Origin of the sequence: Alicyclobacillus fructus (assembly GCF_017329605.1) — a bacterium.
GTDB classification, from domain to species: Bacteria; Bacillota; Bacilli; order Alicyclobacillales; family Alicyclobacillaceae; genus Alicyclobacillus; species Alicyclobacillus fructus.
The window spans coordinates 1-19,930 of the sequence record NZ_JAFMTY010000022.1 but is presented as its reverse complement, the minus strand read 5'-3'; the positions used below and the strand labels follow the sequence as shown (position 1 = coordinate 19,930).

Genomic DNA, 19,930 nt, shown 5'->3' with positions numbered 1-19,930 from the left:
CTCACATCCCTCCCCAAAAGCGGCCTGGCGATAAGCGATGGTCGGGATCGAACGTCTGTTTGAGCCGCTGCATCAACGCGAGTGCCGCGGGCGCGAGGGTCGGCTGATGTTTGGCGCGAACCTCGGCGGGCGCGCGCTCCACCACCATGTCGAGCGACGCGCCGGCGGCCAGATCCGCGAGAGCACCGAGCGGCGCGGGGCGGTCGAAGATGGCGCGGGCCGGATGGAACGCGACGCGGGCGACGCCCGTGAGCCCACCTGCGGAAATCGTGACGCTTTCGGCTGGCTCGGCGAGCGCGGACGCCGCTTCCACCGCGCGCGGCATGGCCGCGAGAAGCGATGTGGGCGGACCCTGTAAGCGGATACAGACGCGGCGTTCCGCTAGGCGTTGCGCGAGGTCCACCCACCATGCGTCCGCGTCCTCGCCCTCAACGACGTCCATGGCGAGGCCGAGATCCCGCGACATGGCGCGGATGGCGTCCGTCTGCGCCTTGGCGGAGCGTTTGGGCTCGTCGCAGTCGACGGCAAGGACGAAGTCCGTGCCCGAATCCGCGCCCCACACCATCTCGAGGCGGCTTGGCACGAGCGTCGACTGCGCGATGCGCGAGCGCAGTTCGGCAAGTGATGCGGCGGAGCCGCGCACGAGGACGGTCTCGCGGTGCATGGGCAAGGGACGGAGTTTCAGGGTGATCTCCGTCACCACGCCGAGCGTGCCGCACGCGCCGATGAACAGCTTGGTCATGTCGTAGCCGGCGACGTTTTTCACGACCTTCGCGCCGGTTCGGATGACGCGCCCATCCGCGAGGGCGACGCGGAGCGAAATGGCGAGATCGCGCAGGCTGCCGTAAAGCGCGCGGCGCGGCCCGCTGAGACCTGCCGAGAGCAGGCCGCCCAAGGTGGCATCCGCGGGCGCGGGCGGATCGTACGGCAACATGAGTCCCTTCTCCGAGAGCACCGCCGCGAGCTCGGCGAGCGTGATGCCCGGCTCCGCGGAGACGACGAGATCGCCCGGGGAGAAACTCGTCACGCGGTTCATGGGTCGTAGCGTGAGCGCAATGTCCGGCACCTCGGCCGGCGGGCCGTAGGCGAGGTGGCGGCCGGAACCGTAGGGCAACACGGTCAGCCCGCGCTCCCGGGCGTAGGCGAGCACGGCGATCACGTCCGCCTCGCTTTCTGCCTCCACGGCGCAGGTGTCCTTGGACGACTCGCCCGGATGGACGGTGCACATGGGCACGGCTCGCGCTCGAAGGCCCGTCGCCTGATAGAGCGCATCCGCCGTCTCGGCCGGCAACGGCTTGGATTGGAGCGGCAAGGAACATCGCCTCCAACGGTCGCGGGACGGGCGACCTTCTGTTCTGCGATGCGGAAGACTGTTCTGAATTCTTATATGTATTCTACGACAACAAAATGACCAAAGACAATCGGGAGATTCGGACGTCGTTCTAACAAGTTCCTCTTGGCACAGACATCCTGCCGTCGTACGATGAGATTGGGCCCCGTTCCACCATCGCGTTGTCTTGATCTTCGCAAATGAAAAATCTGGGCTGTCACTTGGGCGTGTGCCGTCGGAAATGCATCGCGCATAACATATTCGTATCGAGGCTCGCGAAGCGGTCCGCGAGCTCGCGCGATCCGGCGCAGGGACTCGGCCGGATCGCCGCGGTGGAAGCCCGAGTCCAGTGAGGAGCAAACGGCGCATGGTGCATCATTTTCTGTTCCTGTATCCTTTTGTGATGAGCATCGTCTGGATGGTGGGCGGCTGTGTCTATGCCTGGCGGCGCGAACGCCACCCGTCCCCCGAACCCCCGGAGCTCGCCGAGACGCCGTTTGTGTCCATCCTCGTCCCCTGCCACAACGAAGGGGATGTGCTCGAAGACACCATCGGCCGGATGCTTCAGCTAGATTATCCGGCGTACGAAATTGTCGCGCTGAACGACGGCAGCACGGACGACACGCGCGCGGTGCTGGAGCGCATGGCGGCCCGCGATGCGCGCGTTCGCGTGGTCAACCTGCCCGTTCAGCGCGGAAAAGCGCACGCGCTCAACGTTGGACTCATCGCGTCCCGAGGCGAGATCCTCGTGACCGTGGACGCGGACGCCGTATTGGCGAAGGACGCGCTTCGGTTCCTCGCCTGGCACTTCGTGGCCCCCGGCAGCGAGCGCGTTGGCGCCGTGACGGGCAACCCGCGCATTCGAAACCGGGGCACGCTGCTCGGAAAGATTCAGGTGCTGGAGTACGCGAGCATCATCGGGCTCATCAAGCGCGCGCAGCGCGTGCTCGGCAAGATCATGACCGTCTCCGGCGTGATTGCGGCTTTTCGCAAGCGAGCCCTGGTGGACTGCGGGATGTGGGACGAGGACATGGTGACGGACGACATCGCGGTGTCGTGGAAACTCGAGCGGCGGGCCTGGGACATCCGGTACGAGCCGAGGGCGCTCTGCTTCATGTGGGCACCCGAGCGCCTGCGGAGCCTCATCCGCCAGCGAGCGCGTTGGGCGCAGGGCGGCGTGGAGGTCCTCATCCGCAACGCCTCGGTCCTTTGGACCTGGAAGAATCGGCGCATGATCCCGCTCTATGTGGAAGAGCTCCTGGGCATCGCCTGGGCGTACCTTTGGGTTGTGAGCCTCGCGTGGACCCTCGCATTTGACGTGGCGCACGGCATTCCCTGGACGTACGTGGCGGAGGCGGGGACGTGGCTCGGCCTGACGTCACTCGTGCAAACCTCGGTCGCCCTCTGGATTGAGCAGCGATACGAGCGCGACTCGCTCTGGCGCTACTATTTCTACGCCATCTGGTATCCGGCCGCGTATTGGATGATCGGCGCCTTCGTCGTGGTCTGGGCGGTGCCGAAGGCGTGCTGGGCCATGTGGTCGGCTCGGCGCGGGCGGTACGCCACGTGGAAAAGCCCGGATCGGGGGGTGTCGGCATGAGCCTGCCTGAGAACTCGCGAGTGGAGTGGGATGAACTCGTCGTGCGGCGCGGGTCGCGATCGACTCGGCCAAAGCGCTGGTTCGAAACTGCGGTGACGCTGACGGGGTGGCTGTGGGTGGCCTCCGTGGCGGTGCAGGTCCTCACGTCCGCGCTGCTCTGGCTCCTTGGATGGCACAAGTTTCACTTGTACGTGCTCGATCTGCTGCCGAGCGCCACGCCGCTTGGCGTCCTTCGCATGGGCGTGACGGTCGCCGCGATGTCGGCCGCCGTGTTCATCGGCTGGGCCTCGTACAACCGCCTGCGGTTCGGCCGCCTCCGCAGGCGCAGGCCACCCGCGCCCGTGTCCGACGCGGAACTCGCGGAAATGCTCGGCGTGCCTGTGGGCGAGATCGAGCGGTGGCAGCGCGAAAAGATGGTCGATTGGCCGGCAGACCGGTAAGTGGAAAGGGCGCGGCGGGTTTGCCGCGCCCCTTTGATGCGTGGTTCTTTTGTGCGGAATCCTCGCCGCGACCGCGCACTTCACGCCTGTGTCGCGAGGACCTGCTCCAGCAGGACGTCCTCCGGCACGGCGCCCTCCAGGGCGTACGCCTCCGAATCGTTGATGACCGTCTTCGGCACGCCGTAGACGTTGAACCGCGTGGCCCACTCGGGGAACTCGGTCGCCTCAATCATGCTCGCCGTCACGAGCGGCGACTCAAACGCGAACCTGTGCGCGAGCCTGACCGCCGCCGGGCAGTACGGACACGTCGGCGTGACGAACACCTTGAGATCCACGGGCTCTTTCAGCTCCGCGAGGCGGCTCTTCGTGCCCGCGGAAAGCCCCGAGTCCCCGCTTGCCATCATGCGAATGTCGTCCAAGAGCGTCGCAAATTCGTATCCCGACGGCGCCCCATAGAAGCGCACGCCGTAGTCCTTGCGCGATCCGTCCGTCAACACGATGGTCGGAGCCCGATCGACGCCGTACTTCTTGGCCTCCTCCTCATCGATGTAGAGATTGTGCACCTCGAGCGTCAGCTGATCCGACAATTCGGCGACCTGTCTCAAGAGGCTCCGAATCTCCGGACACGTCGGACATCCGAGGGACGCTTCGAAGAACTTGATGACGACGGGCTGTTTAAGATCCGCGAGCCTTTCGCGAATCGCGGCCTGATCCCGAGAGGACAGCATCCTGACTCCCCCTTGCGCTCATCCACATGCGTTGACATCGTTCTGATTCCTATATACCTATACGGGTATGTGGTGTCAAGATCAGATGAAGGAACTCACGCTCCCCATCGTTCCACGCTTGACTCGACACCATAAGGTGTCCTATTCTACACATGACACCTATGGGTGGCACGATGGACGGAGGGATGGCCTTGGTGGACGTGTTTCGAGCCATCGCGGATGCGCATCGCCGGGAATTGATCCGGAAACTGGCCGCCGGATCCGAGTTGCCACTCCACGCCCTCATGCAAGGAATGGACATCGGAAGAACGGCGGTGTCCAAGCACCTGGCGGTCTTGAAACAGGCTGGAATCGTCTCGCAGCGGCGACACGGCCGCGAGACGTTGTACCGCCTGAACGCCGCGCCCCTCAAGCAGGTGTATGACTGGGTGTCGTATTATGAATCGTTCTGGCGTGCGCAGGTCCTGAGCCTGCAAGGTTTCCTGAGAAAGGAAGGCTATGCGATGAAGACGCTACAGTTGGAGTTTCATCTCGATGCCCCGGTGGAGGCCGTGTGGCGAGCCCTCACGGAATCCGAGCTTTTGACCCAGTGGATGTTTTTCAAAGAGAACACGTTCCGCCCGATTGTGGGGCATCGGTTCTACTTTAAAATGCAGGGGACCGAAGGGTGGAACGGCGTCGTCGAAGGAGAGGTTCTCGCAGTGCAAGCGCCACGCCGCCTCGTGTACACGTGGGAGAGCCTCGGAGAGAAAAACGAGATCGAGTGGAAGCTGGAAGAAACGGCCGAAGGCACGACGAGGCTCCTGCTCGAACAGCGCAACATTCAGGGTGAACAGGCCTACCAAGGCGCTCGCATGGGCTGGGAAGCGATGGTCCGCGGTCTGGAGGGCGTGGCCAAGGCGCTCGCGTGACGGCGTGACGTGTGTAGAGCCGGCCCAGTCTCGTCTTGGGCCGGCTACCCGGCTACATGCGTGGCGCAAGCTCGACTCGATGATGGAGAGCGACATCGCACCCCCATTGTTTCGAGCGCCGCTTCCCAATCCGAAAGGCGGGTGCCACTGTCCGCTGGCCTATGGCATCGCGAGATGTCCCTTGGGCCACATCAGCCAGAGATGGCCACTTCATCGCTCTTCTAGGGATGGCGACCGCGCTTCACCGGCAACCCAGGAGAAGCACCATACCCAGAGAGGCCCGTACGCAAGGAGAATGGTGTCACGCAAAAACTCGGCCACCCCCGCCTTCGAAAGTGCGCCGACTGCAAGCGAAGCCACTTCCTCAAACGCGATCAGAGCGGCAGACATCAACAACAGGGGCCAAGGGCGAGATCGCAACCATTGCACAGCGGACGCGAAGCACTGCCAAGTGTTCGTACCCAGCCCGGTGATGGCCAGGACCATCGCAACGGCGGTGACTGTGAGGGCACCGAAGTAACAGGCGCACGCGGCAACCAAAATCAAAATCTTCACAATCGAGAGCGTAGTTCGATCTCCTGACGGCATGGTGAGGTGTGCGATCTCAGCGGCACCGACCCACACCAGAATGCCACCAATGATCAGAGGACCCATTGAACGCCATAGACTCGTGTGTCATCGAGGGACGCCGCGAAAAGTAAAACATTTCTTTGCAGCCCCTCCAGTTCGCGGTCGCAACCGTGATCAAGAAAATGACGAGCGCCGCGGCGGCGTCCACGATGAGCGGTATGACGTGTCTGGTTTCCAGGAGGTTGATCAACCAGTCAACCGTCGAGGCAGCAGCGCTTAAGACAAGCGTGATCAGGAGCAGCCAGGTCAGTCTCAAGGAAGGGAATCGAGCCCCCTTATACAAAATGACCACCGGCCAGATGACGTCTGACACGGTGGTGATGCTGTGGAGCGGGTGAGGGGAGTCGAACCCCCGCCGCCAGCTTGGAAGGCTGGTTTCCCGTTCGTTTCCCATCCTCCAATGCCTCTCTGTGCTTGCTCCGAGGCACCGAATACATAGATTGCCAGATTCGTCTCTCCTGTGATTTACTTTTTCTAGGATACCAGTCCACCACACGAACACCGCCTCTTGGCACACCCAGAGCTCTCCTCGGACTGGTCTCCTGAGTTCGCTTCCCTTGGAGGTGTTGCCCCATGCCGCGCGGGCAATTCAAAGCTCGCGTCCGCGCCGACGCCACGCGGCAACCTGTGCCCATTGATTCGCCCGCCAGTCGCAAGGAACAAATCCGCGTGCACTGGCCCGCCGCTGTGGACTGGTTTCTTGCCAATGCACGCCGCGCAGGACACAAGCCAGGCAGCATCGAGACGCGCAGACAGAGGATCCAGGCCTTCGCCGACTGGTGCATTGCCCGGAACCTCCCGCCCGCGTATGTGACCCCGGAGGACATCCAGAATTTCGTCGACCATTGCCTGAATATCAACCTGTCTGTGTTCACCATCAATGGCCGCCTGCGGGTCCTGAAGACTTTCTATTCGGAAGGCGTCGCCGAGGGGATCTTCCTCTCCAATCCGGCGGATGGCGTCCGGCGATTGCGCGAGCCCACCAATGCGGTGCTCCCCGTCTCCGAGGACCACGTGCAGAAGCTGCTCGCAGTCTTCGACAAGCGCCAGTGGGTCGAATTCCGAGACCTCGCGATCACCGTGCTCGTCCTCGACACAGGTCTCCGCATTCGGGAGGCGCTCCTCGCCAAGGTCGAGGACCTCGATCTCCGCGAAGGCGCGCTTTGGGTCCCGCCGGTCCATGCGAAGGGCGGCAAAGGTCGAACGGTCTATTTCGGACAGGCCACCCGGGAACTGCTCTCCGAGTGGCTCCGCAAGCGCGGCGTCGGATCGGATCTCTTGTTCCCCTCGGTATATCTCGACGTCTCGGGCGCATACCATCCGCTCTCCCGGCACGCGTACTGGAAGCGGCTCGCCCAATACGCCGAGCGGGCAGGTGTGCCACACATCCACCCGCACCAGCTCCGGCACACCTTCGCCATCCAGTTCCTTGTGCGCTCGGGCGGGGACCTGGTGACATTGGCAAGGCAGATGGGCCACTCCAGCACTCGCACGACCGAACGGTATTTGGCTGTGGCGGAGACGAAGGCGCAGAAGATCCTGACCCAGCAGCACAGCCCAATCGACCATCTCGGTGGCGCGCCCGGCAAGCGGCGCCCGTCGGTGCGGAGGCGGATCGAGGAATGATCTTGCTCCGGCAGTTCTTCGAGGAGTTTGCAGACTACCAGCTCCAATACAACACGCGCCCATACGCCCGGGCGGTGTGTCGGCAGATCGTGGAGTTTATTTCGGGATGCGAAGCGAATGGCGCGGTGTGCATCGAGCACGTGCGCCCCGAGCACATTGCCGAATATCTCTCGCAGATCGACAAGGACGCGCACCCGGCAGCCTGGCGGCACAGGTACTATGCGGTGCAGGTCTTCTTCAGTTTCGCCGTGTTCACAGGGCGCATTCCCCCGGAGCAGAACCCGTTCGGCCGCACACCCGATCCGGTCGCACTGACCAACAAGCGCCTCTTGTCGCAGAGCGAGTTCCTGCGCCTCCTTGCCGCCATGCCGAACACACACCTTGGCGTGCAGGACCAGCTCTGCTCGTGGCTCCTGTGGTTCGGTCGGCGCCTTCGGGAGTTGTCCGACCTTCGCACCCAAGACGTCCCGCAGTTCCCGGAACCCGCGCGGCAGCTCGCGCTTGGCATGCTCGCCCACCGGCGGCATGTGCACACCGCCGCCCTATTCCTGGACACCCTCGGGCGCCCGCGCCACATCCACGGACAGAAATTCAATCGACGCTTGCAGAAATACGCACAAGTCGCCGAGATTCCCGAACCCGAGCGAGTGACGGCGAAACTCTTGCGCCAGTCTGGCGCGTACCACCAATTCTGCGCCCCGAGGAGGGACACACAATGAACTGGCATATTCGGCTCTCCGAACCCGGCTCCCCCATGCGGGAGCCCGTCTTCTCGCTGCTTCTGCGCGCGGGTTTCCCGGAGCCCGCCCTGGCTTCGCTCCTGTGCACACTGCCGGTCGACTCCTGCCTGCGGATCGACATTGAGGAGCCACCCGGGAAGTCCCAGACCGTCGAGTTGGTGAAGTTGGAGCACTGGCAGATCGACACGCACACACTGATGGTCGCCGCCTGCCACGGCCCGGGGGATGTGCCGATCTATATCCTCTGGTTCCACTGCGAGGAGCTCGTCGGGCTCTTCCGGTGGGAGCCGGACCAGGACCGCATCCTGGAAGCCGTGCGGTGGTCCGAGCCCTGGCGGCCGTTCGCCATACGAGACGGCAAGGAGTGGATTCCGGACGAGAACGACGGCCCATTGGCGGATTGGGCAGCGCGGATCCTCGGGTATTGTGTCGATGCGTATTCCCTGCGAATGCAGCTGGTCGAATGAACAGTTTGGGGAGGCGGTGTGTTCCGGAGAGTTGCCGAGAGGAGGACTGACCTGCACAGGCCGGGGTGCGTGTGTCCGCCCCCGGTCTCTCTGTGGATGCGAAGGGTGCGAATCAGGCAGCGAACTCGATCGGCGGCGAATACCCAGTCGTCGGATCGTATTGACTCAAATTCCCGCGCGCAAATTGATCGAGCTCCCACAGATTTAGCTTGTATGTTCCCGGAGCCCAACCCTTCGTGTTTAGCGTCATGTTCTCGCTAATATAGTTCACAGCCGAGCCGTACCCACCGGGACGACCGCCCTTAATCCAAACCATATCGTCCGGGTTGTCCTCGCTATCCGGTCCGCCGTTGTGCGGGCCAGAGGCGAATGCCGAAGCGAAGGCCTGCGAATATCCAGCGGAATATGGGTCCCAAATGAACGTTCCTCCGCCCGGATACGAGCCGTAATCATTCTGGAAATCGGATTTCGTAAACCACTTCGTGCCATTCGGACCAATGAGTTCGGCGGCCTCCAAGTGGGCCTGCGTCTCGTAAGTATATTGAGCGCCGACCACATGGATGACTTCATTCTGTCCGGCAACTACAGTCGGGTATCGGGCGGATAAAGCGAGAGTATTCGACTGGAGCGTGGGAGCGAACAGGATCTCTTTGATCCAATAGTTTATGGCCGTATCGCAGAAAGACGCCCAGAGGGCCCGATCATAGCCTGTGTAATAAGGCGAACCGACGCCCGTCTCCTGCGCGTTGAGCGTAATGGCCCCAGACAGCCAAGAGACCAGGGAGAAATTAACAACAGAATAAGAAGGGAATGAATTCGAGCCCCCACCAAATACGCTCGAGCTCGAAGTCCCCGACACGGTCTGCGCTGCGTTTTTTAGGAAGTGGTTGTTCATCCATGTGTAGTTTCCGCCCATTTGGGCCACCAGAGTTTGCACCGTGTTGATATTATCTGGGTCGTTGTAGTCGGGCATGATATAGCCATTAGGTATTCCACGGGGCAGATTCATATCATTGTACTGCATGATATAGCCATCCCAATAATCCTTTCCATCGTACCGATAGAACAGATAATCCGGGAATTGCATGTACTGATGCAGACCCTGCGGGGTCGGATACGGCGTTCCTGGGCTCGGTGTGTAATATCGATCCCATACACCGCCGCCCGCAGGCCAAGAAAGCTCGACTTTCGTCGGCCCGGTTCCCGTCTGCCCGTGCGACGCACAGGAATATTGATCGAGATAATATTGATCGTTTTGTGCATCAAAGCCGTAGAAATAATCCCCGAATATCATGCTGTATGGCTGCATAGGTTGTGGCAAGGGTGCATTCCATCCTGGCTGTGTATGTGGATCCGGGGACGGAGGCTGGGATAGGATGAGACGCCCTGCATGCGCCACCGGATCGTGCAGACCAAGTACGATGAACACGGCGAGTACCGAGGCACTCGATATAATAGACGCGCGTGCAACCTTGCGCTTGTTCATACGCACACCTCGCATTGCATGCTTCTAAGCCTTATTTTACCATATAAAATATTCATATACAATCGGGAAATACGAATGTGCCCCGGGGAACCCGAACCCGGGGCAAAATTTTCGTTGTGGGAAGGTGGGCGGGATGGTAGAATAAAAATAAACAGAGGATATCGAGGATTAGCAGGGAACATGAAAATACAGGGAGGCATACCTCCCTATCGTGTTGGCTAACCTACACTCAGCCACAATATAGCCGTTGTTTCAATTACAGCAGGGGACGTAGTCCCCTGGAACACTCACAATGCCTTCGCCGCCAAATATTCGAAATATTCAGATATTTAGGTCCCAAAGAAGATAAAACTTGCCGTTCGACTGATAAAACTCGATTTGAACGAAAGGCGCATCGAAATGCCCATTGGGATCGACACCCCCAAAATTAATAGCTCCTTGGTCATTTGTGCTGGGATATCTCACCTCCACAAAAGGCTCGGTGTTGCTCGGCGATGCACCATGCTGCGGGTTCGCTGTGGAGTAGGCTCCAGGAATATTGCGCCAGGTTTGGCCATCGTCCAACGAAAATTGGGCGTTAATATTTTGATTAGTATAATCCCCCACCGCGATGAACCAATGTAACACTGTATTTGGAGCCTCGGGGAAATTCACCGTTTTGATATACGTATACCCATTCTTGTACCAGATCTGTGTATGATCGAAGACATACTCGCTCTCGTTGATTTCAAGCTGCTTCTCGGAAGGAGTGAGCATAGCATTCTCGCTCACGATATCCTGCCCGCCCTGCGGATTCAGATGTAGGGTATAAACTCCATTGCTCTCCGTCGCTGTAATGTCGGGGCTTGCAGACACAATATTCGGCGAATTCGAATTCGTAATTCCGTGCAATACATACCAGCCCTGGCTGTTGACATCCCAAATCGTATTCGTGTCGCTGATGTGATTCAGGATGTTTTCCGCATACCAGAGCGGGAACCAGGTAGTCATTACTTTGTATCCGCTCGAGATGTCATATGCGGAAATTGCATACGGTGTCTCGACACACACACCATTCACATATACGTTTCTCCGCTTTGGATCGTTCGTCGGCTGTACGGCTGGCATCGAGAACTGCATGCCCTGTGGGAGCGTGATGTACCAATTGTGCCCGTCCCATTTGCTCTGGATACCCATCTGCGTCTGCATCATGTTCATAAGGTACCAGATCGGCACATACGCAGTGAGCTTTCCGGACGCGGGGTCGATATTTGCGCCATACTCAACTCCGGTCACTCCGGTGATCTTCTTATTATTGTAGTACAGCGCGAACCAACCGAGCGTCCCGTACTTGAACGCGCCGAAGTCCGTCGCCCGATCCTGCCGCAGTTGCTCCGGGTCCTTCGGCCAGGTCACATTAATATTCACTTCCGCCTTCGTACTAATTGTTCCCGCCTGTACATTTCCGCCATTCATCACTGCGCCCGTCGCGCCAATTGCCGTCGCAAGCACCGCTGCTGCGCGAAACATGGCCGGTCTGCCCATCTTCCTCGAATTCCTCTTTCCCATACGAAACCTCCCTCTAATGCATTGGGTTGCTTCCCGAGACAAGAATAGCACACCTCCCTCCAGATTGTCTAGTGAAATTCCTGAATCGGAGAATAGATTCGCGCCTGCCCGTCAGTTCTGCGCGCGGAGTGTCTCGGCAAGCTTCGGGATCTGTGTCCGGATCACTCGGCTCTTCGTGATCGGGTCCCGCGCAATGGACACACCCACGAAATCCTCCAGATCCACCGCTTCGCACGGCCGCCCCGTCCAGGTTGCGCTCTCGCCTGTCGCAAGATCTGTCGCCCGCCTGGGTACGGAGCACAGCCGCCAGGCATCCTCCGGAATATACGACACAAGCACGCGCGGGAACTGCCGGGCGGGGATGTCGTTCCGCAGGGCGAGCAGACGGTCGTGCATCGCGTCGACGACCCGAGAGAATCGCGAAGACGGGCAGACAAACACCCAGAGCAGATTGTGCTCCGCGCCATCGCGCCGGAGGGCAAGCGCCCGCACACCCGCCTCGAATTTCCGCACCACGCGCGCGGTCGTCTCCGTGTCAAGATCCACTTCCAGCACGACCGGGTAGTTCCCCCGGCGCCCCTGGTCGTCCTCCGCATAGAATTCGAGATATGCGTCTGGGGTGTATTGCAATTGCCGGGACCGGTCCGTCTCCTCGAACCCATACATCTGGCACAGCTCCTCCCGGGCCTCGCGGGGACCGAGCCAGCGAACGAACCCAAACTTGGGCGGGAAGGACGCGACAATCGCATTGCACACGAGGGTATTCACCACGAGGTCGTGTGCCGCGAGACCGAAAGCCTCCTTCTTGCTCCGGGCGACACTCGAGTATTGGGACAGTGCGATCCCTGCGGGCGTCGGGTAGTACAGAAATTCGCCCCGGAGACGGTGGTACTCGACTTGCCCGGCGCGAGCCATCTCGTGCAAGGCTGTCCGAATGGTCAATGGCGAGTGTCCAGTGATCGCAGCGAGCATGTCCCGGGACAGCACACCATACCGGGCAAAGGCGTCGAGGTACGCCTGGTGGTGGTCCCGCCAGGAGGACACAGCCGCATGCTTCCGCCGCGAACGAGAGGCGGGCATCGGCGGTTCCTTGTGCAACTCCTCGGATGGCGGTGGCAGGGGCACACCCTCCAGGGACGGGATGGAATCGGGATCCTGTGGATCGGGCAATATGGGCTCGTGTGCCATGCTGAGTCTCCTCCTCTCGGAAATATGCCATTCGCACAGCCCACGCCCTGTGTCCCCGCGCGGTGTTCTGGGTGTGCAGGTCTATATTTGCACAGCCAAAACAGTCGCGGAGACGGCATGTGCACCGAGCCGCGCCGAAGGGCCACGGCAAGGGGCACAGCCCCAGTGGGTGCGATGTGCGCAGGGGAATCCAAGGAAGGCGCGCAGGGAGACCATGTGCAAGAGCGGATTGCCGAGCGGTCCGGCGAGGTCTCCGTGTGCCCGCCCCGGATCCCTCCTGATATTTCCATTGTATCACTCAGGAATTGCGCTTGTCAATGTATGGGAAATGTGCAGAAACACAGCGGGGAGAGGAGCACACCGCCCCGAGAGAGAGACGCGGCCAGCGCCCGCGAGAGACAGAGAGTGTTCGGCGCGCACAACCCAGCACACCGCCCCAGGGGAGGGGATGTGTACCCTCGCGGCTCCGCAGTGCACCCTTCGCGCCTCGCAGTGTACCCTTGCGCCGAAAGGGTACATATCCCAAATTTCCGCGTACGACGCGGCCTCTCGGGATTCGCGTGTACCCTGTGTACCCTTCCTGCGCAAAAATCGCCATCCTTCGTCCGCAAAAAAGAGATGGGCGCGAAGGGACATGCCCCGCGCGCCCAGACTGCGTTATTTGGAATTGTTCGCTTCCGCCGCCTGTTTCTCTTTTTGGATCGCTTCCTCCAGCCACACCGTCGCTTCCGGCGGAATGGGCTGGATTCGCGAAAGAGTCCGCGCCCAAGCCGAGTAGTCGACTTCCCACTCGACGCCGCGCGGCATGCGTCGCTTCTGCACACGTATGCCCTTCTCCTCGAGGATTGGCGTGGCCTTGGAGAACCACGTCCCGATTCGCGTCGCCAGGGATCCGCTGTCCCTCGATCCAAACGGCTCTCCGTCCAGGAAAAGGGCTCTGCCCCACTCCGACGCGAGTTTCGCCACCTTCTGCGGGGCCGCTGCTGCCCGCCCAGGCGCGTCTTCGTGTTGCGCCAAATAGGCCACCAGAGCATCGACGAATTCCAACACAGGCCCGACCATGGTTGCCTGCTCGACGAAAGTCTTCTGCCACAAGGCAGATGTGTCGATATCTATCCCGCACGCCTCCGCGAGGCTATTCGCGAATTCCGCGAATGGCGACAGCCGATGCGAGATCCCGTATTGCTTCCGGTCCTTCCCCTGAATGTGCCGCAGCCACACGCTCAGGAGATCGACTGCTTCGCTGAGGATCGCATTCCGGTGCGCCAGGGTCCATTGCAGGCTCGCGTCGTAGCCCCTCGGCCAATCCCGCTCGCCCAAATGCACGGCCAACATTCGGGTCGCGAGGTCATCGCGGACCCAGCGGGTCGAAATGCTTGTGATGACCACAAACACGTCGGGCGCCACAATGATTTCCCCGGTGTTTGTGTAATATTCCCGGTTGCCAATCTTTGTCGAGTAAACCAGCCGGTCGAGGATATCGACCAGTTCCCCCGAGGCGCTTTCCAGATTGTCGAGGAACAGCAGACCTCGCTGGGCGCAGCTCGCTGTGACTTCCCTATGGTCGCCTGGCGGGTTCGCGGGAGGGGTGTCCCCGAGAAGCCCCAGAAATAGCCGCGTCGCGAGGGTCGATTTGCCCACGCCCGCCGGACCCACCAGATGGAGCAGCGGCCGGGCACCAGAGTATCCCCGCGCCAGATTGCCCAAGAACCACGCTTTCAGTAGAAATCCTGCCTGTTCGTCGGACAGCTTCGAGGACTCTGGGTCCACGTGCACCTCGCACAACTCGTCCAAAGCTCCGCGCTGCCCAGGTGTGTATTGCCAGGGGCGCACACCGCTCGGCTGGAGGTAGATGTCTTCTCCGTTCGGCACGCGCACGGGGTCTCCCTCGGGGGTTATCTTCAACAGCCAACCGTCGCCCATATCCACATAGATCGCTTCGACGGCGTCCCCGGAGACGACCGCGCGGGAAATTCGCCCTCCTTGGACAACCCGGTATCCTCTCGCGCGACGCAACAGAACATCCTTCACACTGGCAATCCACTTGTCCGGCATGCCCAAATCGCGCAGCAGGCCGTCCATTTCTTTCGAGCCCAGAGCACAAATGGCTTCGGGTTTCCCCTTGGGCCGGAAGAATACGCTGTTCTCCGGGATCGAAGCTCGCGCGTCCACATCGAGGCGGAAGAAGTCGCCCAACACCTGGAGGACGTGCAGGACGAACGTCTGGCAGTATTCCTCGCCACAGACCGAAGAGGTGGATTCTCGCACCGCCGAAATCTCCGAGCGCGTCCATGCCAGCAAATCTCCGCGTTCTTCGGATACCCAGTTCTCCAGAAACCCGTCTCTCACCTTCCGATGTGCGATCTCTTCCCACCACTCCCTGTTGCGCAACCGTTGCCACAGCACCGGTTGATCGAACGATGTGGCAACAGAGCGGAGGACGGCCCGGACGGTCGAGAACGGCAGATACACAGCCAGCCGATCCAGCAACTGCCTCAATTGTTCCGCCTGTGTTTTCGCGGCGGCGTTGACCCGGCGTTGGGACGCGATGTGCGCAATCTCCTCGAACACATGCGCAAGGCATCCCCGTGCGCGTTCCTCGGTTTCGCGAGTGACGATCCAAGGCGTGGTCTGCGTCCAAGCGTCGAGCAGCTCCCCGATCTCCGCGAGGTTCGTTCCGAGGCTTGCAGGGAACACATTCTGTGCGTTCTTCTGCGCTCGCTTTTCTGCGATCCGAAGCACATCTTGCCATAGACGTTTCTTCCCAATTTCTCTTGTCCGCGCGGAGATCCCAAAGGAGGCGTTCGAGAGAATGGTGAAGGCCATATCCGGTGTGCCGCCCGCGTCCAGCACAGCCTCGCAGACCTTGTACTGATCTGCGGAACGGGAAAGGTCTTCGCGATCTCCCGGTTCTGGGTCTTGTCCAGTCAGGATGAGTGCTTGAATCGGTTCGGGAAGTTGCGCAACGAACGCCCGGACTTCGTCTTCGGCAATCTCCACAGGCTCCTTCGCTTTCTGCTCCCGCGCTCCGGATGCACTCATCTGTGGGGCCGTGCCCTGCGCGAACGACCGGAAGATGTCGGCCGTGTATGGCTCGTCCCGCAGCACAGCAAATGCAGTCTGCACAGGTTCCCCGGACTTCCAATGCAGCGACCCCGGAATTCTCAACACGCGCGGGATATCCTGCGTGTGGTCGCCGTCGACGAGTTCTGCGAGCGCGACCATCGCCGACTTGGCCACATCCGCAGGCAGAGGCTCGGACAGAAGGAAATAGAGATGTGCGCCGCGCCCCGACCGAACGATCCAGTTGGGGGAAATGGGCAGCTTGGCAAGCATCTCGTCCGGGCCGCCCGGAGGAAGGTGGTCGACATCCAGCCAGAGGACGCGGGTCTCCTGCACCACTTCTTCTTGGCTGGCATGCTGCTGCTTCGGAGCCCGTGCACGAGGCACAGGCCCGACACACACCGCATATCCGATCTCGTTCCAAGCATCGATCCAAGCGATCGCGTCGTCGAGAAACACCCGAGGTGCCTCGAGGGGAAGCGACGCAGGGAGATGGTACGATGTGGGACGAAACTTCTTCTCCTTGAGATCCGGCCGCTCCGGCAGCGCGAGCAACTCAAGCACGAGATGCGGGTGGGTGTCCAGGGCAGGCCGGAACTGGTGCTGGAGAAGGGACCAAAGAAAATTGATCAGGTCGCCGCGGCTCGTCGGCATTTCTTGGGTTTCATCTGCCAAAGGCATCTCCGGAAAGCGATCGAGACGCACAACGATGGGAGAATCGACTGGCGTGCCTGCATCGGGCGCAGGGAGTGCAAGAAGAGTTGTCTGTCCAGAAATAGGCTTGTTGGCCATGTGGAATTGACCTCCAATCAAGATTTGGATTGACGGAGGCTGCCCGCATGGCATACAATCGAGCCAAACCAGCATGCGATGTGCAGCCTCCGCATGGGACTGTGCGTCGTGCAGCAACGAGGAAGAGCATGGGCGCTCGGGTGCAGCCGGGCGCTCACGCGTATTTGTGGGCTGCGTTGGTCGCGGCAACCGCCTCCTTTCCAGGATGTGCTTCGATTTTCGGACGAGTCGATTTTTCTGTCAAGTACCCCCCTCTCCGAGGGAAGAAGAAGTAATATTCGGAATCCTTACCCGAAATATTAATGTACAAATTCCCCCTGTGCACAATCCGGAACATGTGTTTGGGCCACAAATTTGCTTCTTTCGTGCGGTTTCTGGCGTTCGAGAAGGACTGCGCAGAGAATGGACGCGCCAGATGTGGCGGCTGGAGGGCGAAGGCTCCCCCACGCTCCGCACACTTCTGGGGAGACGGGGGGATTTGTGCGCTTCGGGGGTACACAGGGTACACGGGAGCCCGAGAATCCGCGTCGTGTCGGGCTTCTTGGGCAGTGTACCTTTTCCGCCAGAGGGTGCACAAGGGTACACTCGGGGGGCAAGAAGGGTACACAACTCCCGGGCGGTGTGCCGGATTCGATGGACGAGGAAGGGGAGGATCCCCCCCCCCTCCCCCTCTGCATGTGTTGGAGTGGAGAGGAGAATTTTCGCTTCGAGGGTGCACAGGTTGCACTGGAGCCCGAGAATCCGCGTCGTGCCGGGCTTCTTGAGTTGTGCACCTTCTCCCGAGAGGTTGCACTCGGAGGCTCGGAGGTTGCACAGCTCCCCCGGGCGGTGTGTCGATGGGTGTCGGCCCCTGGCGATTTGGGGGCGGTGTGCATTCGGATCCGTCCCGGGGCACATATCTCGGAGCCTCTCCGTGGCACCGAGAAGATGGGGATTCGATCTGCCCACGTATCTCTGGCCGGGGGACATCCCGAATGCGCCTTCTCGATGCCTTCCGTGGTCTCGGAGATATATGTTCCCCCGGAGGTTTCGATCCCCGGGGGCGGTGTGCCCTTCCGGTTCGATTCCCCCCCACCCAAGGTTCGTTTCCCATCCCATTCGCCATGCGAACGTTCGTTTGTATTTCTCAACCCGAACACTCGTTTGCATTTCGGAATAGCAAAGGCCGCCACCCCAACTCCGGGGCAGCGGCCTGTCTTTATCAGATGGAGCGGGTGAGGGGAGTCGAACCCCCGCCGCCAGCTTGGAAGGCTGGAGTTCTACCGTTGAACTACACCCGCACGTCACGGCAAAGAGAATACCAGATTCGCGGAGTGGATTCAAGTGCATTCATCCAACGAGATCCCTGCGCTGATTACGAAAAAAGGCAGGCCGCATCCGGTTGAGCAGCCCGCCATTTCAGATCCGCGAAGCCTGAGCATTCCATGCCGCTTGAGGTGACTGTCCACGGCGTTCTGATGCCATCGCGTCAGACGCCGTTGTTGTACGCCGGCACCAACAGGAAGAACAGCACGAAGATGATCAGAAACACCACAGCCCACTGCGTGTAAGCGCCAAAGCATCCGCCGTACATGATGGTCCCTCCTTCCGCGAGGATCACCACCATGCTACGGAAGAGGAAACGAAAGCGACGCGGTCTTTGTCCCGGCCACGCGAAGCGGTGGGCCACAGCGTCACGCGATGCGGGCCGATCGAGCGTTGGCGCGCCACACCATCCCCCAAAGAAGGGCAATCGACAGTTCGACGAGTGCCCCCAGGAGACACGCCGCCCAGGTCATGCACGAGATGAACGTGAACAAGATGCCCAGGCCGACAGCGACGCCGAGCCCCCATCGGTAGAACCCTGCCCTGCTCATCTGTCCATTGGGCCGCCCGGACACGTCCCAGTGTGACGTCACGCGATCCGGCACGCGCGTCCGATACCGCCGCCACATGGCCACGTGAACCAGGAGCATCGCGGCGGACACGGCCAGCGTGACAAGACCTGCAACGGGATGGAAGGGCAAGACGTTTGCGGGCGGCACGGTGGGAAGGACACCCATGGACACATGGCGCACCAGCGCGTCGAGGCCGGGCGTGCCGAGAATGACGAGCGCGTGGCCGTCCGATACGGCGAGCCGAGGCGCACCGGCGAGGACGTACACATCCGCCACCTGCCCATTGTTCAGGCGAAACAACCCGCTCGCATACGCGCCCGCGCTCGTCCCGAGCAAGCGATCCGCGAGCCCGTAGAAGCCGTTCTGCGTCACCCAGGCCGCGTGCGCGCGGGCGAGATCAATTTCGGTCACGCCAGCGTCCGTGCGCACCTGCAGCATACCGCCGACGAGCCGCCACCCGCTACGGAAACCGGATACAAAAATGTATACCGCCAGAAGAAACGGTACACAGGCGAACAGCCAAAAGGTGGTCAACAAGCCTTTGGCCCCATGCTCCAAAAAGACGCGGCGTCTGAAGAGCCCCACTGCGATGAGCAGGACGGCAATCCCGACACAAATCCAAATGCTCGGATCCTGCAGCACCGTTCCCACCGCGGGCTGATACCCAAAAGTACTTGGCACAGTCCTCACCCCTTCGCACATGCGCCGTGGACAACACACATCGTCAGCCGTACGATGCAACATCCGGTGCAGAAGGGAGGAGCAGCTGTGAAGCATAAGAAGCCTATCGTGATTGTCCTCCACCCTGGACAGCGGGTCTTGGTCGTGGCGCGCAGCAAGCGCCGCCATCACAAGTGAACCTCGGACCGCAACCGACTTGAGCGAAGAATCCCGCAAATCCGCCGTCAAGGCAGCCCCCGCTCGTCCGCTGCCGCCAAAAACCGCACGCCCCGAAACGTCCCGTCATCGGGCGTTTCGGGGCGTCCTGCACCCGTGGTGGGCCCACCAGGATTAAAATTAACGCTCCACTAGATCTCAAGGGCCCACAGAGACGCACGATTACGGGCATTTTACTCCTAGAGATTTCAGGAAACACCCCTCAACTGACAATCGAATTGTAACTCTCTTGTTACTCGACGTCTAGGTTCCCTGGGGGCATCGCCGTTTTATGGTATTGTATAATACTCCATCGATTTCAGTTTGTATACACATACTCCCATACTCACAGAATCAGCCCCCACACGCAACTGGCCAGAAGCACTGGCGCAGGCCCAACGTGTGCCCCTTCCGTTGACCGCGCTTCCGATACGGCTCGCCCAAGCGTCTGATCGAGACGGCCATTCCCTGGCTGCTTCGGTTCACAGCGCGCCTGCGTCAGGAACACCTGGAGTGGCTTGAGCGAAGGGGGTGTGTCAAGAGAACTGTGTAAACTCCATGTAAGCAATTCTCGGACCTCGTCATCCGCCTCGGCCCAGGTCACTTTGTGAGGCTGTCAAGGTACGTT

13 protein-coding genes and 1 tRNA gene are annotated in these 19,930 nt (G+C 60.8%); 6 read left to right on the top strand and 8 right to left on the bottom strand.

From position 1 onward, the window contains the following. Position 1 precedes the first annotated feature (1 nt). Positions 2–1,312: an FAD-binding oxidoreductase gene (locus J3481_RS11360; protein ID WP_206832284.1), complete on the bottom strand. Its 1,311-nt coding sequence runs from the start codon at positions 1,310–1,312 to the stop codon at positions 2–4. Between the two features lie 385 nt (positions 1,313–1,697). On the opposite strand from J3481_RS11360, the gene pgaC reads away from it, so the two are divergent. Then, a complete protein-coding gene (gene pgaC, locus J3481_RS11355) occupies positions 1,698–2,930 on the top strand; it encodes a poly-beta-1,6-N-acetyl-D-glucosamine synthase (protein ID WP_206832285.1) in 1,233 nt (410 codons plus the stop codon). Continuing rightward, on the top strand, positions 2,927–3,370 hold the full coding sequence (gene pgaD / locus J3481_RS11350; RefSeq protein WP_206832286.1) for a poly-beta-1,6-N-acetyl-D-glucosamine biosynthesis protein PgaD: 444 nt from the start codon (positions 2,927–2,929) through the stop codon (positions 3,368–3,370). The genes pgaC and pgaD overlap by 4 nt, the downstream gene beginning before the upstream one ends. Positions 3,371–3,450: 80 nt before the next feature. Here the strand turns inward: pgaD and pdo are convergent, their stop codons facing one another. Beyond that, complete coding sequence (gene pdo / locus J3481_RS11345) at positions 3,451–4,098, bottom strand: protein disulfide oxidoreductase (RefSeq protein ID WP_206832287.1); 648 nt, start codon at positions 4,096–4,098, stop codon at positions 3,451–3,453. A gap of 152 nt (positions 4,099–4,250) precedes the next feature. Between pdo and J3481_RS11340 the strand changes: the two genes are divergently transcribed. The 4 genes from J3481_RS11340 to J3481_RS11325 all read left to right on the top strand — a co-directional run bounded on the left by J3481_RS11340 (position 4,251) and on the right by J3481_RS11325 (position 8,472). Continuing rightward, positions 4,251–5,009, top strand: a complete 759-nt coding sequence (locus J3481_RS11340) for a metalloregulator ArsR/SmtB family transcription factor (RefSeq protein WP_236011596.1) — start codon at positions 4,251–4,253, stop codon at positions 5,007–5,009. Positions 5,010–6,212: 1,203 nt separating this feature from the next. Next, the gene (locus J3481_RS11335; protein WP_206832289.1) at positions 6,213–7,265 is read left to right on the top strand and encodes a tyrosine-type recombinase/integrase; all 1,053 of its coding nucleotides are present in this window, start codon (positions 6,213–6,215) and stop codon (positions 7,263–7,265) included. Next, positions 7,262–7,984, top strand: coding sequence for a tyrosine-type recombinase/integrase (locus J3481_RS11330; RefSeq protein WP_206832290.1), 723 nt, complete (start codon positions 7,262–7,264; stop codon positions 7,982–7,984). Before J3481_RS11335 ends, J3481_RS11330 begins: the two co-directional genes overlap by 4 nt. Next, positions 7,981–8,472 (top strand): hypothetical protein, encoded by a 492-nt coding sequence (locus J3481_RS11325; protein ID WP_206832291.1) that lies wholly within the window; start codon positions 7,981–7,983, stop codon positions 8,470–8,472. Before J3481_RS11330 ends, J3481_RS11325 begins: the two co-directional genes overlap by 4 nt. Positions 8,473–8,584: 112 nt before the next feature. On the opposite strand, the gene J3481_RS11320 is transcribed toward J3481_RS11325, so the two are convergent. The 6 genes from J3481_RS11320 to J3481_RS11295 all read right to left on the bottom strand — a co-directional run bounded on the left by J3481_RS11320 (position 8,585) and on the right by J3481_RS11295 (position 19,107). Next, a complete protein-coding gene (locus tag J3481_RS11320; protein ID WP_206832292.1) occupies positions 8,585–9,958 on the bottom strand; it encodes a hypothetical protein in 1,374 nt (457 codons plus the stop codon). A gap of 321 nt (positions 9,959–10,279) precedes the next feature. Beyond that, positions 10,280–11,506 (bottom strand): hypothetical protein, encoded by a 1,227-nt coding sequence (locus J3481_RS11315; RefSeq protein WP_206832293.1) that lies wholly within the window; start codon positions 11,504–11,506, stop codon positions 10,280–10,282. Between the two features lie 111 nt (positions 11,507–11,617). After that, positions 11,618–12,694 carry a replication-relaxation family protein gene (locus J3481_RS11310; protein WP_206832294.1) on the bottom strand — a complete coding sequence of 359 codons (1,077 nt, stop codon included), beginning with the start codon at positions 12,692–12,694 and terminating at the stop codon, positions 11,618–11,620. Positions 12,695–13,351: 657 nt separating this feature from the next. Further along, positions 13,352–16,432: a hypothetical protein gene (locus J3481_RS11305; RefSeq protein WP_206832295.1), complete on the bottom strand. Its 3,081-nt coding sequence runs from the start codon at positions 16,430–16,432 to the stop codon at positions 13,352–13,354. Positions 16,433–17,755: 1,323 nt separating this feature from the next. Beyond that, positions 17,756–17,829: transfer RNA gene (locus J3481_RS11300), tRNA-Gly, on the bottom strand. A 393-nt stretch (positions 17,830–18,222) separates the two neighbouring features. Further along, complete coding sequence (locus J3481_RS11295; protein WP_328702127.1) at positions 18,223–19,107, bottom strand: SdpI family protein; 885 nt, start codon at positions 19,105–19,107, stop codon at positions 18,223–18,225. Positions 19,108–19,930 lie beyond the last annotated feature (823 nt).

Bases quoted from the DNA above. Each gene is read 5' to 3' on its own strand.
- pgaC (WP_206832285.1), top strand. From the start codon at position 1,698: ATGGTGCATCATTTTCTGTTCCTGTATCCTTTTGTGATGAGCATCGTC.
- pgaD (WP_206832286.1), top strand. From the start codon at position 2,927: ATGAGCCTGCCTGAGAACTCGCGAGTGGAGTGGGATGAACTCGTCGTG.
- pdo (WP_206832287.1), bottom strand. From the start codon at position 4,098: ATGCTGTCCTCTCGGGATCAGGCCGCGATTCGCGAAAGGCTCGCGGAT.
- J3481_RS11340 (WP_236011596.1), top strand. From the start codon at position 4,251: ATGACACCTATGGGTGGCACGATGGACGGAGGGATGGCCTTGGTGGAC.
- J3481_RS11335 (WP_206832289.1), top strand. From the start codon at position 6,213: ATGCCGCGCGGGCAATTCAAAGCTCGCGTCCGCGCCGACGCCACGCGG.
- J3481_RS11330 (WP_206832290.1), top strand. From the start codon at position 7,262: ATGATCTTGCTCCGGCAGTTCTTCGAGGAGTTTGCAGACTACCAGCTC.
- J3481_RS11325 (WP_206832291.1), top strand. From the start codon at position 7,981: ATGAACTGGCATATTCGGCTCTCCGAACCCGGCTCCCCCATGCGGGAG.
- J3481_RS11320 (WP_206832292.1), bottom strand. From the start codon at position 9,958: ATGAACAAGCGCAAGGTTGCACGCGCGTCTATTATATCGAGTGCCTCG.
- J3481_RS11315 (WP_206832293.1), bottom strand. From the start codon at position 11,506: ATGGGAAAGAGGAATTCGAGGAAGATGGGCAGACCGGCCATGTTTCGC.
- J3481_RS11310 (WP_206832294.1), bottom strand. From the start codon at position 12,694: ATGGCACACGAGCCCATATTGCCCGATCCACAGGATCCCGATTCCATC.